General features: G+C 71.1%; 17 protein-coding genes. 9 read left to right on the top strand and 8 right to left on the bottom strand.

Going from position 1 to position 17,837, the window contains the following annotated elements:
* Window positions 1–72: 72 nt before the first annotated feature.
* Complete coding sequence (locus DEJ35_RS08785) at window positions 73–945, bottom strand: PHP domain-containing protein (protein ID WP_111123361.1); 873 nt, start codon at window positions 943–945, stop codon at window positions 73–75.
* Between the two features lie 70 nt (window positions 946–1,015).
* Between DEJ35_RS08785 and DEJ35_RS08780 the strand changes: the two genes are divergently transcribed.
* Together DEJ35_RS08780 and DEJ35_RS08775 are read left to right on the top strand one after the other, a co-directional pair.
* A complete protein-coding gene (locus DEJ35_RS08780; RefSeq protein WP_111123362.1) occupies window positions 1,016–2,500 on the top strand; it encodes an aminopeptidase P family protein in 1,485 nt (494 codons plus the stop codon).
* 15 nt (window positions 2,501–2,515) lie between these two features.
* Window positions 2,516–2,986, top strand: coding sequence for a GNAT family N-acetyltransferase (locus DEJ35_RS08775; RefSeq protein WP_181420080.1), 471 nt, complete (start codon window positions 2,516–2,518; stop codon window positions 2,984–2,986).
* Window positions 2,987–3,458: 472 nt separating this feature from the next.
* On the opposite strand, the gene DEJ35_RS08765 is transcribed toward DEJ35_RS08775, so the two are convergent.
* Entirely contained in the window at window positions 3,459–4,370 is a 912-nt protein-coding gene (locus tag DEJ35_RS08765) for a general stress protein (RefSeq protein ID WP_111123363.1), read from the bottom strand.
* A 130-nt stretch (window positions 4,371–4,500) separates the two neighbouring features.
* Between DEJ35_RS08765 and DEJ35_RS08760 the strand changes: the two genes are divergently transcribed.
* The 5 genes from DEJ35_RS08760 to DEJ35_RS17665 all read left to right on the top strand — a co-directional run bounded on the left by DEJ35_RS08760 (window position 4,501) and on the right by DEJ35_RS17665 (window position 9,843).
* A complete protein-coding gene (locus DEJ35_RS08760) occupies window positions 4,501–5,820 on the top strand; it encodes a magnesium transporter MgtE N-terminal domain-containing protein (protein ID WP_027464574.1) in 1,320 nt (439 codons plus the stop codon).
* A 52-nt stretch (window positions 5,821–5,872) separates the two neighbouring features.
* Window positions 5,873–6,370, top strand: coding sequence for a DUF1003 domain-containing protein (locus DEJ35_RS08755; RefSeq protein WP_042539423.1), 498 nt, complete (start codon window positions 5,873–5,875; stop codon window positions 6,368–6,370).
* The gene (locus tag DEJ35_RS08750; protein WP_111123364.1) at window positions 6,363–7,523 is read left to right on the top strand and encodes a P-loop NTPase; all 1,161 of its coding nucleotides are present in this window, start codon (window positions 6,363–6,365) and stop codon (window positions 7,521–7,523) included. Before DEJ35_RS08755 ends, DEJ35_RS08750 begins: the two co-directional genes overlap by 8 nt.
* Before the next feature lie 10 nt (window positions 7,524–7,533).
* On the top strand, window positions 7,534–8,382 hold the full coding sequence (locus tag DEJ35_RS08745) for a bifunctional 2-polyprenyl-6-hydroxyphenol methylase/3-demethylubiquinol 3-O-methyltransferase UbiG (RefSeq protein WP_111192585.1): 849 nt from the start codon (window positions 7,534–7,536) through the stop codon (window positions 8,380–8,382).
* Between the two features lie 162 nt (window positions 8,383–8,544).
* Window positions 8,545–9,843, top strand: coding sequence for a carbohydrate-binding protein (locus tag DEJ35_RS17665; RefSeq protein WP_220036883.1), 1,299 nt, complete (start codon window positions 8,545–8,547; stop codon window positions 9,841–9,843).
* A gap of 170 nt (window positions 9,844–10,013) precedes the next feature.
* Here DEJ35_RS17665 and DEJ35_RS08735 read toward each other — a convergent pair whose 3' ends face one another.
* Window positions 10,014–10,382, bottom strand: coding sequence for a twin-arginine translocase TatA/TatE family subunit (locus DEJ35_RS08735; protein WP_027464570.1), 369 nt, complete (start codon window positions 10,380–10,382; stop codon window positions 10,014–10,016).
* A 64-nt stretch (window positions 10,383–10,446) separates the two neighbouring features.
* On the opposite strand from DEJ35_RS08735, the gene DEJ35_RS08730 reads away from it, so the two are divergent.
* Complete coding sequence (locus tag DEJ35_RS08730; protein ID WP_017887052.1) at window positions 10,447–11,079, top strand: O-methyltransferase; 633 nt, start codon at window positions 10,447–10,449, stop codon at window positions 11,077–11,079.
* 27 nt (window positions 11,080–11,106) lie between these two features.
* Here DEJ35_RS08730 and DEJ35_RS08725 read toward each other — a convergent pair whose 3' ends face one another.
* The 4 genes from DEJ35_RS08725 to dapE all read right to left on the bottom strand — a co-directional run bounded on the left by DEJ35_RS08725 (window position 11,107) and on the right by dapE (window position 14,579).
* Window positions 11,107–11,826 (bottom strand): AAA family ATPase, encoded by a 720-nt coding sequence (locus DEJ35_RS08725; RefSeq protein WP_258369883.1) that lies wholly within the window; start codon window positions 11,824–11,826, stop codon window positions 11,107–11,109.
* Between the two features lie 123 nt (window positions 11,827–11,949).
* The gene (locus tag DEJ35_RS08720) at window positions 11,950–12,120 is read right to left on the bottom strand and encodes a DUF3117 domain-containing protein (protein WP_017887054.1); all 171 of its coding nucleotides are present in this window, start codon (window positions 12,118–12,120) and stop codon (window positions 11,950–11,952) included.
* A gap of 147 nt (window positions 12,121–12,267) precedes the next feature.
* A complete protein-coding gene (locus DEJ35_RS08715) occupies window positions 12,268–13,512 on the bottom strand; it encodes a hypothetical protein (protein ID WP_110860541.1) in 1,245 nt (414 codons plus the stop codon).
* Window positions 13,497–14,579 carry a succinyl-diaminopimelate desuccinylase gene (gene dapE / locus DEJ35_RS08710; protein WP_111192584.1) on the bottom strand — a complete coding sequence of 361 codons (1,083 nt, stop codon included), beginning with the start codon at window positions 14,577–14,579 and terminating at the stop codon, window positions 13,497–13,499. The genes DEJ35_RS08715 and dapE overlap by 16 nt, the downstream gene beginning before the upstream one ends.
* Window positions 14,580–14,731: 152 nt before the next feature.
* On the opposite strand from dapE, the gene dapD reads away from it, so the two are divergent.
* Window positions 14,732–15,697 carry a 2,3,4,5-tetrahydropyridine-2,6-dicarboxylate N-succinyltransferase gene (dapD, locus tag DEJ35_RS08705; RefSeq protein WP_111192583.1) on the top strand — a complete coding sequence of 322 codons (966 nt, stop codon included), beginning with the start codon at window positions 14,732–14,734 and terminating at the stop codon, window positions 15,695–15,697.
* A gap of 708 nt (window positions 15,698–16,405) precedes the next feature.
* Here dapD and DEJ35_RS08700 read toward each other — a convergent pair.
* A complete protein-coding gene (locus tag DEJ35_RS08700; protein WP_110860547.1) occupies window positions 16,406–17,704 on the bottom strand; it encodes a citrate synthase in 1,299 nt (432 codons plus the stop codon).
* Window positions 17,705–17,837 lie beyond the last annotated feature (133 nt).

Here is a 17,837-nt window from a genome sequence, read left to right as displayed (position 1 = left end):
AGTTCACGTGGACGCCGACGCGTGGACTGTCGGCCAGGCCGAAGACGCAGTGGCCAGTCGTTCGGTCGGCCGTCAGGCCAGACGCGAACCGGGGCCGACGACCGGGGCGCTGCCGGTGGCCTCGGACACGATCGCGTCGAACGAGACGCGTGCGGTGCGGTGCTCCCCCAGCCGGTTCGGCTTGCCGGTGCCGTGGTAGTCGCTCGAACCGGTGACGAACAGGCCGTAGCGCGTCGCCCAGTCGAGCAGGGTGCGCTTGCCGTGTGCCAGGTTCTCGCGGTGGTCGACCTCGAGCCCGCCGAGCCCGGCGTCGACCAGGTCGCGGAGCATCGGCTCGTCGATGACGATCCCGCGCGAGGACGCCGCGGGGTGCGCGATGACGGGCACGCCGCCCGCCTGCCGGATGAGTTCGACGCCGCGCAGGGGCGATGGTGCCTCGTGGGGTTCGTAGTAGCCGGATGCCGGGTGCAGGATGCCGCGGAACGCCGCGGACCGGTCGGACTCGAGCCCGCGGGCGACCAGGGCGTCGGCGATGTGCGGACGGCCGATCGTGGCACCGGGGCTGGACTGGGCCAGGACGTCCGCCCAGGTGATCGGGTGGTCCTCGGCGATGCGGTCGACCATGCGGTGCGCGCGGGAGAGCCGGCCGTCACGGATCCGGGTCGTCTCCTCGACCAGTCCGGGGTGCTCGGGGTCCACCAGGTAGCCGAGCACGTGCACGCTGCGGTAGCCGATCCGGGTGCTCAGCTCGAGGCCCGGCAGCAGGGTCAGGGGCAGCTCGTGTGCCGCGGCCGCGGCATCCGCCCATCCCGCGGTCGTGTCGTGGTCGGTCAGCGCGACGGCGTCGAGTCCGGCGGCCGCGGCCGCTCGGACGAGCTCCGCGGGACGCTCGGTGCCGTCGGAGACACTGGAGTGCGCGTGCAGGTCGATGAACGGGTCTGGCACGTGGACAATGCTATCCACAGGTGAGCAGCCGCACAGGCCGGGTGTCCCCGGGCGGTGCGATGATGGACGCATGGCCGACACGACTCCCCGCGCGACGAGCAACCGATCCACGACCCCCGGGTCCTCGACCTTCAAGGACTTCATCGGGTCGCAGTGGGCCGACCGTGGTGAGGAGCAGCCCGAACCCCGCGAGCAGGCCGCGTTCGCCGCCGAGCGTCGCGCGCGCATCTCCGAGCTGCACCCGGGCCGCACGATCGTGGTGCCGGCCGGGCAGGCCAAGGTCCGCTCGAACGACTGCGACTACCCGTTCCGCCCGCACTCCACCTTCGCGCACCTGACCGGCTGGGGCACCGACACCGTCGTCGGCTCCGTGCTCGTGATGACGCCGAACGGCTCCGGGCACGACGCCACGCTGTACTTCCGCGCCACCGCCGGCCGCGACTCGGAAGAGTTCTACGCCAACCCCGAGATCGGGGAGTTCTGGGTCGGTCCGCGCCCCTCGCTCGACGCCGTCGCCGCCGACCTCGGGCTGGCCACGGCCGACCTCGGCGCGTTCACGGCCGTCGCCGATGCAATCGACGCGTCGGCGCTGCTCGTGCGCGAAGCCGATGACGACCTGACCCGTTCCCTCGACGCCCGCATCGGCGCGGCGATCGGTGGCACGGACGAGACCGAGGGGTCGCCGGCCACCGACGACCTGCTCTCCCGCGACCTGTCCGAGCTGCGACTGGTCAAGGACGCGTACGAGGTCCGCGAGCTCCGCAAGGCCGTCGACGCCACGAAGCACGGGTTCGACGACGTCATCGCCGACTTCGACGCCGTGCTCGCGCACCCGCGCGGTGAGCGCATCGTCGAGGGCACGTTCAACCGCCGAGCGCGCGCCGACGGGAACACCGTGGGCTACGACACCATCGCCGCCTCGGGCCACCACGCCTGCATCCTGCACTGGACCCGCAACGACGGCGCCGTGCAGCCGGGCGACCTCATCCTCATCGACGCCGGGGTCGAGGTCGACTCGTTCTACACCGCCGACATCACCCGCACGCTCCCGGTGAGCGGCACGTTCTCGCCCGTGCAGCGCATGGTCTACGAAGCAGTGCTCGAAGCCGCCGATGCCGCGTTCGCGATCGTCAAGCCAGGCATCACGTTCCGCCAGGTGCACGCCACCGCGATGGAGGTCATCGCGCGAAAGACCGCCGAGTGGGGCTTCCTGCCGGTCTCGGCCGCCGAGTCGCTCGAGCCGGACAACCAGTTCCACCGCCGTTACATGGTGCACGGCACGAGCCACCACCTCGGGCTCGACGTGCACGACTGCGCCAAGGCCCGCCGCGAGATGTACCTCGACGGCACCGTGCAGGCCGGCATGGTCTTCACGATCGAGCCCGGGCTGTACTTCCAGCAGGACGACCTGACCGTGCCGGAGGAGTTCCGTGGCATCGGTGTCCGCATCGAAGACGACATCCTGGTGACCGAGGACGGAGCCGAGAACCTGTCCGTCGGCATCCCCCGGACCCCCTCGGAAGTGGAGGGGTGGATCGCCCGCTCGGGCCGCTAGCCTGATCGGGTGACCATGCCCGAGGCCTCCCCGAACACCTTCTCGATCGAGGTCGAGCACTTCGACTCGCCCGACGCCCAGCGACTCCGCGCTGCTCAGCGCCTGGAGATCGACCGGGCGCACGGCGGCGACACCGAACCGGGTGAGAAGCCGACCGCCGAGTCGATCGCGGTGTTCTTCGTCGCGCGGGACGAATCCGGTACTCCCCTGGGGTGCGGCGGCCTGCGCATCGTCGACGACGGCATCGCCGAGATCAAGCGGATGTACGTCCGACCGGAATCCCGCGGGACCGGCGTCGCGGCCGCGTTGCTGCGACGGCTGGAAGAGGCCGCACTCGACCTCGGGTCTCCGGCGCTCGTCCTCGAGACGGGCACGGAGCAGCAGCGCGCCGTCGGCTTCTACCAGCGCGAGGGGTTCCGGCGGATCGCGAACTTCGGACCCTACGTCGGGGCGCCCCTGTCGGTCTGCTACTCGAAGGTCCTCTAGTCGTACCGAACCTGCCCGGCGAGTCCGTGCCGTGTGGCGCCGTGCGCTGCCGTGCGGTGAAGTGCCGTGCGATTCCGTGCCGTGCCGTGCCGTGCGATTCCGTGCCGTGCCGTGCGGTGTGACGCGGTGCTCGCGGTGCCGCGCCCGGGACCCGCACCGCGCCCGGCCATGACGTGCCGTCTGCCCGAGGCCGAGCGGTCACGAGCCGTCGTCTGGGCCGACGCCGAACGACGATCTCCGACCGGTCGACGCCGTGCGCGCGGGGTGTTGCGACCGCCCGGACCACCCCGACCGCCCGGATCTCCCGGACCGCGCCGCTGAGGTCGCACGACGTGCCGCCCGCGGTGGTCGGCGGCGACAGTCCGCGTGACCTCGGCAGACGTGAACGGCGTGTCGAACGACCTGGCGCCCGACCGGGTCCCCGACCACGGAGCACTCCCGTCGAAGCCCGATCGCGCCAGCCGAAGCGCCGCTAGCGGCGGTCGCTGACCCCGTCCCCGTCACCGTCGCGCTGTGGGTCCGGCGAGGACGAGGGCTCCGGCGGCGTGGCACCGGCGACCCGCTCACCGTAGCGCGGCGGCTCCTCGGGCCGGCGCTCCGGCACCGGCGAGGCCGCGGGGGCGGCAGCCGTCTCCGGGGTCTCCCCGTACCGGGGTCCGTCGTTCGTGCCGTAGCGCGGCGGGCCCGAAGGCGCACCGGTCTGCGCGCCGGGGGCCGACGTGCCGGGGTTCTGCGGGCCTCCCGGCTGCTGGTGCGGCGTGGCGTGTCCGCCGTACGGCGACTGCTGCTGCGGCGGGACCCCACCGGGGCCCGGACGCCACGGCTGCTGCTGCTGCTGCTGCTGCTGCTGCTGCTGCTGCTGCTGCTGAGGAGCGTCGTTCCAGTGCGTGGACGGGGTCGCCCCGTGCTCGCCGAGGATCCGCTGCGCCTGCCCGGTCAGCTGCGGGTTGACGACGATCTGGTAGTTCGTGGCGAGCACCTGGTGCACGCTCGTGAAGTCGCGCTGCCGCTTCGTGATCGCGAACGAGACGATGCCGTAGAGCATGCCGAACGCGGCACCGATGATCGCGGCGGCCAGGATCAGGCCGCCGGCGCTCGGCGAGAACAGCGTGAGCACGATGCCGAAGAAGATGCCGAGCCACAGCCCGGACAGCGCGCCGGCGATGGCGGCACGGCCGTAGGTCATCTTGCCGGTGACCCGTTCGACCGTCTTCAGGTCGTTGCCGACGATCGAGAGCTGGTTGACGGGGAAGTCGGCCTCGGCCAACTTCGCCACCACGCGCTGCGCGTCGGGGTAGCTGTCGTACGTTCCCAGGACGTCGCCCTTGGGCAGCGTCGGGAACGCCTGGGCGGTCCTGCCGGCGAAGGGGCTCTGATTGCTCACACAGCCATCATTCACCGCACACCTTGCAATCGCACGTGCACTCTCAGGGAAGCCGCCGACCGGTCGGCGCCGACGGCGCCGTTGACCGCGCGAGCGAAACGCCCACACCCGAGCGACTACGCTGGGTCGGGTGAGCGCCACGAAGGTCTTCGTCGCCCGCCTCGCCGGGTGCTCCGTCTTCGACCCCGCGGGCGACCGCGTCGGCAGGGTCCGGGACGTCCTGGTCGTCTACCGCCGGGCCGATCCCCCGCACGTCGTCGGGCTCATCGTCGAGGTGCCCGGCAAGCGCCGCATCTTCGTGAGCATCGGCCGCATCACCTCCATCGGTGCCGGGCAGGTCATCACGACCGGTCTGGTCAACATGCGCCGCTTCGAGCAGCGCGGCGGCGAGGTCCGCGTCATCGCCGAGATGCTCGGCCGCAAGGTGCTCATCAAGAACCAGCGGATCCGCGCCACGATCGAGGACGTCGCGATCGAGGACCGCGGGCAGGGCGACTGGGAGGTTGCGCAGCTCTTCCTCCGCAAGCCGAAGACCACGCCGTCGCCGTTCGGCAAGGGCCCCACGACGTTCGCGACGTGGAACGAGGTCACCGAGGACGAGCTCCCCGGCGAGGCCCAGTCCGCCGAGCACGTGATCGCCGCCTACTCCGACCTGCTGCCGGCCGACCTGGCGTCGACGCTGCTCGACCTGCCCGCCGAGCGCCGGTTCGAGGTCGCCGAGGAACTTCCCGACGACCGCCTCGCCGACGTGCTCGAGGAGATGCCCGACCAGGAGCGCATCGAGATCCTCACCCGGCTGGTGGACGCCCGTGCCGCCGACGTCCTCGACCAGATGCAGCCGGACGACGCGGCCGACGTCCTCGCCCAGTTCTCCGACGAGCGGAGCGAAGCCCTCCTGCAGCTCATGGAGCCGGAGGAGGCACAGGACGTCCGCATGCTCCTGGAGTACGAGCCGGACACCGCCGGTGGTCTGATGACCACCGAACCGGTGATCGTCTCGGCCGACGCCACCGTGGCCGAGGGCCTCGCGCTGGTCCGCCGCCACGAGCTCGCGCCGGTGCTCGGCGCCGCCGTCTGCGTCACCCTGCCGCCGTACGAGCCGCCGACCGGTCGGTTCCTCGGGCTCGTGCACTTCCAGCGGATGCTCCGCTACCCGCCGAACGAGCGGCTCGGCACGCTCATCGACCAGCAGACCGAACCGGTCCGGGTCGACGCAAGCGCCGCCGAGGTCACCCGCATCATGGCGACCTACAACCTGCTGTCCGTCCCCGTGGTCGACGACGCCCACCGTCTCGTCGGGGTGGTGACGATCGACGATGTCCTCGACCACGTCCTGCCGGACGACTGGCGAAGTCAGGGCGAGGGGGAACCCTCACCGCTTCCACGCCAACGCCCGCGCAGGACACCCGTGACGACGGGAAGGAGGACCACCCGTGGCCCGAACGGATGACAACCGTCGCGACCGTGACCGGCAAGAGGTCCGGCTCGACTCCCCGAAGGGCATGCGCACGCGTGTGCTCCCCAGCCGCCGCCGTGGTCGCGGGGACACCTTCGGTCGCGCGACCGAGGGCATCGCCCGCGGCATGGGCACGCCCTGGTTCCTCATCGGGCTCACGCTGTTCTGCGTGGTCTGGATGGGCTACAACACCCTGGCGCCGAAGCCGTGGCAGTTCGACTCGGCGGCCATCGGCTTCACGGCTCTGACGCTCGTGCTCTCGCTGCAGGCCTCGTACGCCGCCCCGCTGATCCTGCTCGCGCAGAACCGGCAAGACGACCGCGACCGCGTGCAGTTCGAGCAGGACCGCCAGCGCGCAGAACGCAACCTGGCCGACACCGAGTACCTGGCCCGCGAGGTCGTGGCCCTGCGCCTGGCGATGCGGGACATGGCGTCGAAGGACTTCATCCGCGCCGAGCTCCGCTCCCTGCTCGAGGAACTCGACCGCCGCGACGCCGACGAGGCCGGCTACGCGGACGAACACGACAGCTCCACCCGTGGCTGACGCCGCCCCCACCGACGAACAGCTCGGCACGGCGGTCCTCGCCGCGCTCGGCCGCGTCATCGACCCCGAGATCCGCCGCCCCGTCACGGAGCTCGACATGATCCGCGGTGTCGACGTGCAGCCAGGAGGCACGGTGCGCGTCGACCTGCAGCTCACGATCGTGGGGTGCCCCGCCGCCGACACCATCGAGCGCGACGTCCGCGTCGCCGCCGGGTCCGTCCCGGGGGTCGCGGCAGTCGATGTCGACGTGTCCGTGATGGCCCCGGCCACACGCGCCGCGCTGACCGAGCGGCTGCGAGCCGGTCGGCCGAAGGGCGTCCAGTTCACCGCGGACTCGCTCACCCGCGTCATCGCCGTCACGAGCGGCAAGGGCGGCGTCGGCAAGTCCACCGTCACCGTGAACCTCGCCGTCGCGCTCGCCCACCGGGGCTTGCGGGTCGGGGTCGTCGACGTCGACGTGCACGGCTTCAGCGTCCCCGGCCTGATGGGCCTGACCGACGAGCACGGGGTCGCACCCCGCCCGACGCGGGTGGACAGCATGATCCTGCCGCCGGTGGCGCACGACGTGAAGGTCGTCTCGATCGGCATGTTCGTCGACGACGTCTCGACCGCGGTGTCGTGGCGCGGACCGATGCTGCACCGCACCGTGAACCAGTTCCTGACCGATGTGTGGTTCGGTGACCTCGACGTCCTGCTGCTCGACCTGCCTCCGGGCACCGGCGACGTCGCGATCTCGGTGGGGCAGCTGCTGCCGCACGCCGAGGTCCTGGTCGTGACGACCCCGCAGGCCGCCGCCGCCGACGTCGCCGAGCGCAGCGGGATCGTCGCTCGGCAGACCGGGCAGCGGGTCATCGGCGTGATCGAGAACATGGCCGGGCTCGTGCAGCCCGACGGCTCGGTCCTGCACCTGTTCGGCGAGGGCGGTGGCGCCGAGACCGCCGCACGACTCTCCCGCGGGCAGGACACCCCCGTTCCGGTGCTCGGCAGCGTGCCGCTGTCCGTGCCGCTGCGCGAGGGCGGCGACGCAGGCGTCCCGGTGGTGCTCGGCGCCCCGGAGGACCCGTCCGCCGTTGCCCTGACGGCGATCGCCGACCGGATCACCACGATGGGACGCGGGCTCGCCGGCCGGAAGCTCGGGTTGTCGCTGTCCTAGGCTCGAGGTCATGAGCACCGATCACGTCGATGTCGACTGGGACCAGGCACGCGCCACCAACCGCGCGAACTGGGACGACCGGGTGCCGATCCACGAGGGCGCCTACGCGATCGATGCCCTGTCCGACCCCGGCCACCGCTCCGACGTCGTCCGCGAAGACCTGCCGGCCCTGACGCCCTGGTTACCGAACGGCTCGCTCGCGGGCCTCGACGTCTGCCACCTGCAGTGCCACATCGGCACCGACACGGTGTCGCTCGCCCGCGAGGGCGCCCGACTGACCGGCGTCGACTTCTCCCCCGCCGCTCTCGCCTCGGCCGCCGGACTCGCATCACGGCTCGGCCTCGACGTCACCTGGGTCGAGACCGACGTCCTCGATGCCCGGGCCGCCGTCACCGGTGACTTCGACGTCGTGTACACGAGCATCGGCACCATCTGCTGGCTCCCCGACCTCGACCGCTGGGCTGCGCAGGTCGCTGGCCTGCTGCGCCCCGGCGGCGTGTTCTTCATCCGCGACGGCCACCCGGCGATGTACGCCCTCGACGAGGAGGCCGACGAGCTCGTCACCCGGTACCGGTACTTCCCCGACGGCACGGCCCAGCAGTGGGACGACGCCGGTACCTACGCAGGCGACGGCACGGTGGCGAACACCCGCACCTTCGAGTGGCCGCATCCGCTGTCCGAGATCGTGAACGCCCTGCTCGGCGCCGGACTGCGGCTCCGACGGCTCGACGAGGGCCGGACCCTGCCGTGGCGGTTCAGCCCCCGCATGGTCGAGACCGGCACCGGCTCGTGGGCCTGGCCGGAGCACGACCGTGACCGCATCCCGACCACGTACTCGATCATCGCGACGCGAGACTGATCTCGACCCAGGGTCCGTTCGACGCATACTGTGCGTTCGTTCATGGACAGGTCGTTCTACCGCGGCGCATTATGCAAGGGCATTACACAATGCCCTTGCGGAATGTCTCGTGAGGGCTCCACCCGCCGGACGACGACGTCCGACCGAGGACAGGAGAACCGTGTGAACCAGAACACCCGCGTGCGATCGGGCCTCGTGGCCGCCATCGCCGCCGTCATCGTCGCAGGGGGCTCGCTCGCTGCGGCACCCGCCCTCGCCGCGACGACCTGCGCGACCGCCTGGAGCGCCGGCACCGCCTACAACGGCGGAGCAACCGTGAGCGAGAACGGCTCGAACTACACCGCGAACTGGTGGACACAGGGCGACGAGCCGGCGACCCACTCCGGGGCGACCGGCAGCGGTCAGCCGTGGACGTCGGCCGGCGCCTGCACCGGCGGCAGCACCGGCGGCGGGACCACGACCCCGGGCGGTGGCGGGACCACCACGCCCGGCAACGGCAGCACCGGCACCGCGAGCGGCCTGGTGTTCAGCCCGTACAAGGACATCACCGTGAACCTCGACTGGAACACGAACGTCATGAACACCGCGGTCACCGGCACGCGGATCCCGGTCGTCGGGTCGAGCAACAGCCTGGTGTCGACGCGGGAACCGGGCCTCGAGGCCATCACGCTCGCCTTCGCGACCGGCACCTGCGGCAGCGAGAACTGGGGCGGAGTCGCTGCCGACGCGTTCGCCAGCGCCAACATCGCGAAGCTCGACGCGGCCGGGGTGAACTACATCGTCAGCACCGGTGGCGCCGCAGGCTCGTTCAAGTGCTCCGGCGCCGCGCTGCAGTCCTTCATCGCCCGCTACGCCTCCCCGCACATGATCGGCGTCGACTTCGACATCGAGAGCGGGCAGTCCGCGGCGGACGTGCAGAACCTGGTGAGCGCTGCGGCCCTGGCGCAGTCGAAGTACCCGGGCCTGCGCTTCTCCTTCACGCTCGCAACCCTGGCCGCGTCCGACGGTTCGTTCGGCGGGCTGAACAGCACCGGCGACGCCACCGTCAAGGCGATCAAGGCGTCGACCCTGTCGAACTACACGATCAACCTCATGACGATGGACTTCGGACGCGCGACCACGGCCAACTGCGTCATCGTCGGGTCGACGTGTCAGATGGGGCAGTCCACGATCCAGGCGGTCACGAACCTGCAGCACACCTACGGGATCGCCTCGTCGAAGATCGAGGTCACCCCGATGATCGGCGTCAACGACACCACCGACGAGGTCTTCACCCTCGCGGACGCCGACACCGTCGCCGCGTACGCCAAGTCACACGGGCTCGCCGGGGTGCACACCTGGTCGCTCGACCGGGACACCCCCTGCCCGACGGCGCAGAGCACCGCATCGCCGACCTGCAACTCCGTGGCCGGGTCTGCGCCGCTCGCCTGGACGGACCGCTTCCTGGCGGCCCTGAAGTAAGGCAGAGCCCGGCGTACCTGGTCGGATCGGGCATACCTCGTCGTTCCTTCCGACCAGGTACGCCCGATTCCACTCGCCATCGGGATCGCCACGCGACCCCGCGACGGACTGGAGGCCCGGTGCCGGCTGGCACCGGGCCTCCAGTCCGTCGCGTGGGGACGTGACGGGCGTCAGGTCGCTTCGGCGTCGAAGGGTGCCGGTTCACCGGCGGCCAGGGGCACGACGGGAGCCGTTGCGCGCACCTTCGAGGCCGTCACCTGCGCGGTCTGGACGGCTGCGGCACTGGTGCCGGAGTCGAGCAGGGCGTCTCGGATGATGCGGCGCGGGTCGTACTGGCGCGGGTCGAGCTTCTGCCACTCGATGTCGTCGAACTCGGGACCCATCTCGTCGCGCATCCGCTCCTTCGCGGTGTCGGCGAACCGACGGACGGCCTTGACGAACTCGGCCAGCTTCTGGGCGTACATCGGCAGGCGCTGCGGCCCGAGCAAGAGGACGCCGATGACCCCGATGATCAGGATCTTGTCGAGCGGGATGTCCACGCGAGCGAGCCTAACGCGTGCTGCTGCGTTGCACCTCTAGAGTTGTCTCCCGAACGGAGTGTGCGTGTCAGAGAAAGAGTCGAACTGGAAGTTCGCCGAGGACATCGTCTCGGAGACCGAGGCGATCGCCCGTGCTCGTGAGCACTCCCTGGAACTCGGGGTCGAAGCGATCTCGCCCGCGATCGGTGCGCAGATCGGGGTCATCGCCGCAGCCTCGCGAGCCACGAGCATCATCGAGATCGGCACCGGTCTCGGGGTCTCCGGCCTGTACCTGCTCGCCGGCGCCCCGAACGCGACCCTGACGACGATCGACGTCGAGGTCGACCACCAGCAGTTCGCCCGCGACGCGTACATCAGCGCCGGCACCGCTCCCGCTCGGATCCGGCTCATCCCCGGTCGGGCGAACCAGGTGCTCCCCCGCATGAACGAGGCCTCGTACGACGTCGTGCTCGTCGACGCCGACCCCGAGCACGTGATCGAGTACGTCGAGCACGGGCTGCGGCTCGCCCGTCTGGGTGGCACCGTCCTGGTGCCGCACGCCCTCTGGCGCGGACGCGTGGCCGACCCGGTGAAGCGCGACCGCGCCACCACGGACTTCCGGCTGCTCCTGACCGAGGTGTCGACCTCGGGTGCGGTGCGCAGCGCGCTGTCGCCCGCCGGTGACGGACTGCTGCAGTTGACGAAGGTCACCAACTAGCGCTCGACCCGCCGGCGTACGCGCAGGTCAGTCCAGGTGCCGCAGGTACCGCTCGGGCGACTCGAGGAACGCACGCTCGTTCCGCACCAGGTCGAGGTCGCGCCATTCCGTGCGCCGCAGGCCCCACTCGCCGACCTCGTGGATCTCGGCCCCGGGGAACGCGGCGAGCACGGGTGAGTGGGTCGAGAGCACGACCTGGCCGACACCCGTCTCGACGATGGACTGCAGGAGCCCGATCAGCGCCAGGCACCCCGAGAACGACAGGGCGGACTCCGGCTCGTCGAGGATCCAGAGCCCGGGCCACTGCGACCGGTGGATCACGAAGTCGAGGAACGACTCACCGTGGCTCCGCTCATGGAACAGCGGCTCGGCTCCCCCGGGGTGCTGTTCGAGGTAGGTGAAGACCCCGTGCATGGTCTCCGCGCGCAGGAAGAAACCGGACCGCACCGCGCCGGGCTCCCGGTGCAGGGCGATGTGCTCCCAGAGCTGCGATTCGCTCGGGCGGGTGCTGTGCCCGGACTTCGTCGAGCCACCCTCTGGCCCCATGCCGAAGGCGAGCGCCATGGCCTCGACCAGGGTGGACTTGCCGGCACCGTTCTCACCGACCAGCACCGTCACCGGAGCGAGGTCGAGCCCGTCGTCGAGCAACTGCCGCACGGGCGCGAGCGTGGCCGGCCAGACGTCGCGCCGCATCGGGTCGGGCGCGTACTCCTCGACACGGCGGATCGGCAGTCTCGTCCTCGGCACGGCCCCATCCTGCCGGAGCCCACCGACAGGGCCGCGGATGCCCCCGTCGCGGGATCGGCAGCGGACAGACGGAAGGCCCGGAGCGTACACGCTCCGGGCCTTCCGTTCTGGTGCTTCGACGTACTAGGCCGAGACGACCTCAGCGAGTGCGTCGTGGAGTTCCTTGGCCTCGGCATCGTTGACCGAGACGACCAGGCGGCCTCCACCTTCGAGCGGAACCCGCACGATGATGAGTCGACCCTCCTTAACAGCCTCCATCGGCCCGTCACCGGTCCTCGGCTTCATGGCTGCCATCAGATGTCCCCTTTCGTGCAGTAAATGCAGCCCCATTATCCCGTACGGAGGGGGCAACTGCGAAACCGCCCAGGTTGGGGGTGTCGGATGTGCCGTCCGGATGCTCCGCAGAACGCGGATCCACCGGCCTCCGGCGCCCCGCATCGATCACGGCGGGGTCCAGTCGTAGCCGTCGATCCACCACGTGGAGTACAGCCAGACCCACTGCAGCCCGACGAACGCGACGACGACGGCCACGCGGTACACCCGCGACCGTGGCAGCGCGACGATACCGAGCAACGGCGCGATCGGCACGAGGATGCGCCACGTGCTCGACTGCGGGAAGAACACCGCGAGCAGGTACACGAGGTACGCCACGCCCCAGAGTCGGAGCTCGATGCCGATCGAGCGTGCGGCGGGCATGCACACGAACGCGGCGAACCCGGCGAGCACGACGACGAGCAGCACCGTTCCGGCCGGCTGCCCGAACCACCACCCGAACCCCTGCACCCACGGCGCGAACGGCACGAGTTCCTTCCACCCGATGTACGACGACCGCCAGGCGAGCTCGGTGTCGGTGTAGGCCTTCGGCACTCCGGTGACCGCCCACGCGATCGCCGGCCAGGCCAGACCGACCAGACCCGACACCGTGGCGACCACCGCGGGCGGTACGAGCCGGCGGAGGCTCAGCGGTTCCGACGAGCGCACCCACGCCGGGCGGATCGCCCACGCGGCCACGAAGAGCACCACCAGGAACGCGAAGGCGAGCCCCGTCGGCCGCGTCATGCCGAGCAGCAGCACGACGGGCAGCATCGCCCACCACCGCCGGTCCACCATGAGCAGCAGCGCGACGAGCAGCAGGAACAGCCCCATCGCCTCCGCGTAGGCCACCTGGAACATCGCCGACACCGGTGCGACGCAGAACAGCACCGTGGCGAACGTCGCCCGTGCGGGGTCGAGGAACCGGCCCATGAGCCGGCGGAACACCAGCGCGGCCCCGAGTCCGGCGAGCAACGACACCGAGACCGCCACGAACTCGAACGACGCTCCGGTGAGCGTCATGAGCGCCCGCACCAGGAACGGGTACGCGGGCATGAACGCCCACGCGTTCTCGGTCACGTGCCCGGCGGCATCGACCGGCAACGTCGACGGGTACCCGCCCGTCGCGATCACTCGGTACCAGGCGCCGTCCCAGATCGCCGCGAACGACAGGTAGCCCGGGCTCTGCACGGTGAACGAGTTCGCCGCTTGCACACCCGCGAACGCGAGCATCATGGCACCGGTGACGAGCCGCGCCAGCACGTAGACGACCGTGATGCGCACCCACCACGGGACGACCCGGTACCGGGCCCGCCAGCGGCTCCGAGCAGGGGTCCTCCGGGTGGCCCCCGCCGTCGTCAGGCCGTCAGCCACCGACGCAGCCCGGCCTCGACCGCGGTGATCTGCGCGACCGGCACCTGCTCGTCGTCGTGGTGGGCGAAGACCGGCTCGCCGGGGCCGTAGTTGACCGCGGGGACCCCGAGCGCCGAGAAGCGTGCGACGTCGGTCCAGCCGTACTTCGGACGGGGCTCCGGTCCGCCGACGGCGGCGACGAAGTCCTGCGCGAGCGGGGCGTCGAGACCGGGGCGGGCACCGGCGGCGAGGTCGACGATCGTGACCTCGTACCCGTCGAACAGCTCGCGGATGTGGGCGACGGCCTCGTCGGCCGAGCGCGAGGGGGCGAACCGGTAGTTCACGTGCACCATCGCCTCGTCCGGGATGATGTTGCCCGCGATGCCGCCGCTGATGCCGACCGCGTTCAGGCCCTCGCGGTACTCGAGCCCGTCGACCGTGACGGTACGCGGCTCGTACTCGGCCAGGGTGGCCAGGATCGGGGCGGTCTTGTGGATGGCGTTGTCGCCGATCCAGCTCCGGGCGCTGTGCGAGCGCTTGCCGAACGTGCGGATCTCGGCGCGGAGGTTGCCGTTGCACCCGCCCTCGATCTGCGCCCCGGACGGCTCGCCCAGGATGGCGAAGTCGGCGGCGAGGAGTTCGGGTCGCGTCCGGGCCAGGCGGCCGAGACCGTTCAGGGCGTCGCTCACCTCTTCGTGGTCGTACCAGACCCACGTGACGTCGACCGAGGGGTCGACCAGGTCGTACGCGAGCTTGAGCTGCACCGCGCAGCCCGCCTTCATGTCGACGGTGCCGCGGCCCCAGAGGATCTCGGTGCCGTCCTCGGCGGTCCGGAACTCGGTCGGCAGGTTGTCGTTGAGCGGGACGGTGTCGATGTGACCGGCGATGACGACCCGGCGGTCGCGGCCCAGGTTCGTCCGCGCCACGATCGCGTCGCCGTCACGGATCACCTCGAGGTGCGGAAGCGGTGCGAGCACGGCCTCGATCGCGTCGGCGAGGGCCTGCTCGTTGCCGGACACCGACTCGATGTCGCAGATGGCACGGGTGATGTCGATGGACGAGGCGGTGAGGTCGAGGTGCTCCGGCATGCGGGCAGCCTACCGGCCACCCCTCGCACCGCCCCGGCAGTCCGGACGGTCGGCAACCCAACCGCCCCGGCAGTCCGGACGGTCGGCAACCCGACCGCCCCGGCAGTCCGGACGGACGGTGCCTGCCGACCGGCGCTCGGTACCCTGGAGCCGTGACCGACACGACTGCCACCGACCGCCCGACCCACGCCTGGGGCCACGGCCTCGCGACGATCGCCGCCGACGGCACGACGCTCGACACCTGGTATCCCGAGACGCACCTCGGCGCGCTTCCCTCCGACGCCGTGTTCCCTGCCGAGCTGCAGGCGCACGTCGGTGACGACCCCCGCCGCGAGGTCCGGATCGAGGCCGTCACCACCGAGATCACGATCGACGCCGGCCCGACGAGCACCCCGGACGCGTACCTCCGCCTGCACCTGCTGAGCCACCTGCACGTCCGCCCGAACGAGGTCTCCCTCGACGGTGTCTTCGGCCACCTGCCGATCGTCGCGTGGACGAACGCCGGCCCGGTGCACCCCGAGTCCCTGACGCGCCTGCGCCCGTCGCTGCAACGCGCCGGCATCGCCGTGCACGCGATCGACAAGTTCCCGCGCCTGGTCGACTACGTCGTGCCGGACCGCGTGCGGATCGGCGACGCGAACCGCGTCCGCCTCGGCGCACACCTGGCGCCGGGCACGACCGTCATGCACGAGGGCTTCGTGAACTTCAACGCCGGCACCCTCGGCGACGCCATGATCGAGGGCCGCGTCTCGCAGGGCGTCGTCGTCGGCAACGGCACCGACATCGGCGGCGGCGCCTCGATCATGGGCACCCTGTCCGGCGGTGGCACGCACCGTGTCTCGCTCGGCGAACGCGCGCTGCTCGGCGCGAACGCGGGCCTCGGCATCTCGCTCGGCGACGACTCCGTCATCGAGGCCGGTCTCTACGTCACGGCAGGCACGAAGGTGGTGCTGGTCGGCGCGGCCCCGAACGCCGACGGCACCCCGAAGACCGTCAAGGCCGCCGAGCTCTCCGGAACCCCGAACATCCTGTTCCGCCGCAACAGCGTCAGTGGCGCCGTCGAGGCGCTGCAGCGCAAGGGCGAGGGCATCCAGCTGAACACCGCGCTGCACGCGTAGCGTCCCGCGGCCGACGCACCCGCCTGGAGGCCGGCGCCGGTCCACGAGACCGCCACCGGGCCTCTAGGCTGTTGCGTCCAGTGCCCCACCCCGCCCCGCGAGCGGTCACGACACGCCGCCCGCGGGCGCCGAGAGCGCACGAACCGTCGGTTCGACACCCGCCGGACGACAGTTCGCGACCACCCGGCGAAGGCGAGCGGCGCGCCCCGCCTCCCCGCGCCCGACGCACCCGCCTGGAGGCCCGGCGCCGGTCCACGAGACCGCCACCGGGCCTCCAGGCCGTTGCGTCCAGAGCCACGCCCCGCGAGCGGTCACGACACGCCGCCCGCGGGCTCCGAGAGCGCACGAACCGTCGGTTCGACACCCGCCGGACGACAGTTCGCGACCACCCGGCGGACGCGAGCGGAGCGCCCCGCCTCCCCGCGCCCGACCCGCCCGCCTGGAGGCCCGGTGCCGGTCCACGAGACCGCCACCGGGCCTCCAGGGGGTTGCGTCCAGTGCCCACCCCGCGAGCGGTCACGACACGCCGCCCGCGGGCGCCGAGAGCGCACGAACCGTCGTTTCGACACCCGCTGGACGACAGTTCGCGACCACTCGGCGGAGGCGAGCGGCGCGTCCCGCCTCCCTGCAAGCGGGCGGAATACCAACCGGCGCACACGCACGAGCGCCCCGCGCCACGGAACCGTGGGGCGGGGCGCTCGGAGTCGGTCAGCGCGTGGGGACGTCGCGCTCGGGCGCGCCCACGTAGAGCTGCTGGGGGCGACCGATCTTGTTGAGCGGATCGTTGTTCAGCTCGCGCCACTGGGCGATCCAGCCCGGCAGACGACCGATGGCGAACAGGACGGTGAACATCCGCGGCGGGAACCCCATCGCCTTGTAGATGATGCCGGTGTAGAAGTCGACGTTCGGGTAGAGCTTGCGGCTGACGAAGTACTCGTCCTCGAGCGCGATCTGCTCGAGTTCCATCGCGATGTCGAGCAGGTCGTCCTGCACACCGAGGGACTCGAGGACCTCGTGCGCGGACTCCTTGACGAGCTTGGCACGCGGGTCGTAGTTCTTGTAGACGCGGTGTCCGAAGCCCATGAGCTTGACGCCCTGCTCCTTGTTCTTCACCCGCTCGACGAAGCGCGTCACGGGCTCGCCCGAGTCCTTGATCTGCTGGAGCATCTCGAGCACGGCCTCGTTCGCACCGCCGTGCAGCGGGCCGTACAGGGCGTTGATGCCGGCCGAGATCGAGGCGAACATGTTCGCCTTCGTCGAGCCGACCATGCGCACCGTCGAGGTCGAGGCGTTCTGCTCGTGGTCCTCGTGCAGGATGAGGAGCCGCTCGAGCGCCTTCGAGAGCACCGGGTTGGGCTTGTAGGTCTCGGCCATGGTGCCGAAGTTCAGCCGCAGGAAGTTGTCGACGAAGGACAGCGAGTTGTCCGGGTACAGGAACGCCTGCCCGATGGCCTTCTTGTGGGCGTAGGCCGCGATGACCGGGAGCTTGGCGAGGAGCCGGACGGTCTGCAGCTCGACCTTCTCGGGGTCGTCGACGTCCATGTCGTCCTCGTAGTACGTGGACAGGGCGCTCACGGCGCTCGAGAGCACCGACATCGGGTGCGCCGAGTGTGGCAGGGCGTCGAACAGGCGGCGGAGGTCTTCGTGCAGCAGGGTGTGCCGACGGATGCGGGCGTCGAACTGCTCGAGCTCGGTGGGGGTCGGCAGCTCGCCGTAGATCAGGAGCCACGCGACCTCGAGGAAGGTGCAGTTGCCGGCGATCTGGTCGATCGGGTACCCGCGGTAGCGCAGGATGCCCTGGTCGCCGTCGATGTAGGTGATCGCGCTCTTCGTCGCACCGGTGTTCACGAACCCGTAGTCGAGCGTGTTCATCCCGGTCTGCTTCTTGAAGGTCGAGATGTCGATCGCGGACGCGCCGTCGACGCTCTGCAGGATCGGGAACTCCGCCGTGCCACCCGGGAACGTCAGCGTCGCGGTCGCGCCCTGCTGTTCGGCGGCGGGACTCACGGGGACGGGCGTGGTGGGCGGTGTGGCCGTCTTCTGAGCGTCATTGGCAGTGTCAGTCACGAGGACAGCCTAATCGCGGCACCTGTCGGTCGTGCACACATCCCAGGTGACGATTTGGTGGTTCCCACGGATT

Source organism: Curtobacterium sp. MCPF17_051, from assembly GCF_003234595.1.
Taxonomy (GTDB): domain Bacteria; phylum Actinomycetota; class Actinomycetes; order Actinomycetales; family Microbacteriaceae; genus Curtobacterium; species Curtobacterium flaccumfaciens.
The sequence above is the reverse complement of the archived record's forward strand: the minus strand, read 5'-3'. Positions and strand labels throughout refer to the sequence as shown.

Coding starts and splice junctions, on each gene's coding strand:
- DEJ35_RS08775 (WP_181420080.1), top strand. CDS start 2,516: ATGCCCGAGGCCTCCCCGAACACCTTCTCGATCGAGGTCGAGCACTTC.
- DEJ35_RS08745 (WP_111192585.1), top strand. CDS start 7,534: ATGAGCACCGATCACGTCGATGTCGACTGGGACCAGGCACGCGCCACC.
- DEJ35_RS08720 (WP_017887054.1), bottom strand. CDS start 12,120: ATGGCAGCCATGAAGCCGAGGACCGGTGACGGGCCGATGGAGGCTGTT.
- dapE (WP_111192584.1), bottom strand. CDS start 14,579: ATGCCGGAGCACCTCGACCTCACCGCCTCGTCCATCGACATCACCCGT.
- DEJ35_RS08755 (WP_042539423.1), top strand. CDS start 5,873: ATGCGCACGCGTGTGCTCCCCAGCCGCCGCCGTGGTCGCGGGGACACC.
- DEJ35_RS08780 (WP_111123362.1), top strand. CDS start 1,016: ATGGCCGACACGACTCCCCGCGCGACGAGCAACCGATCCACGACCCCC.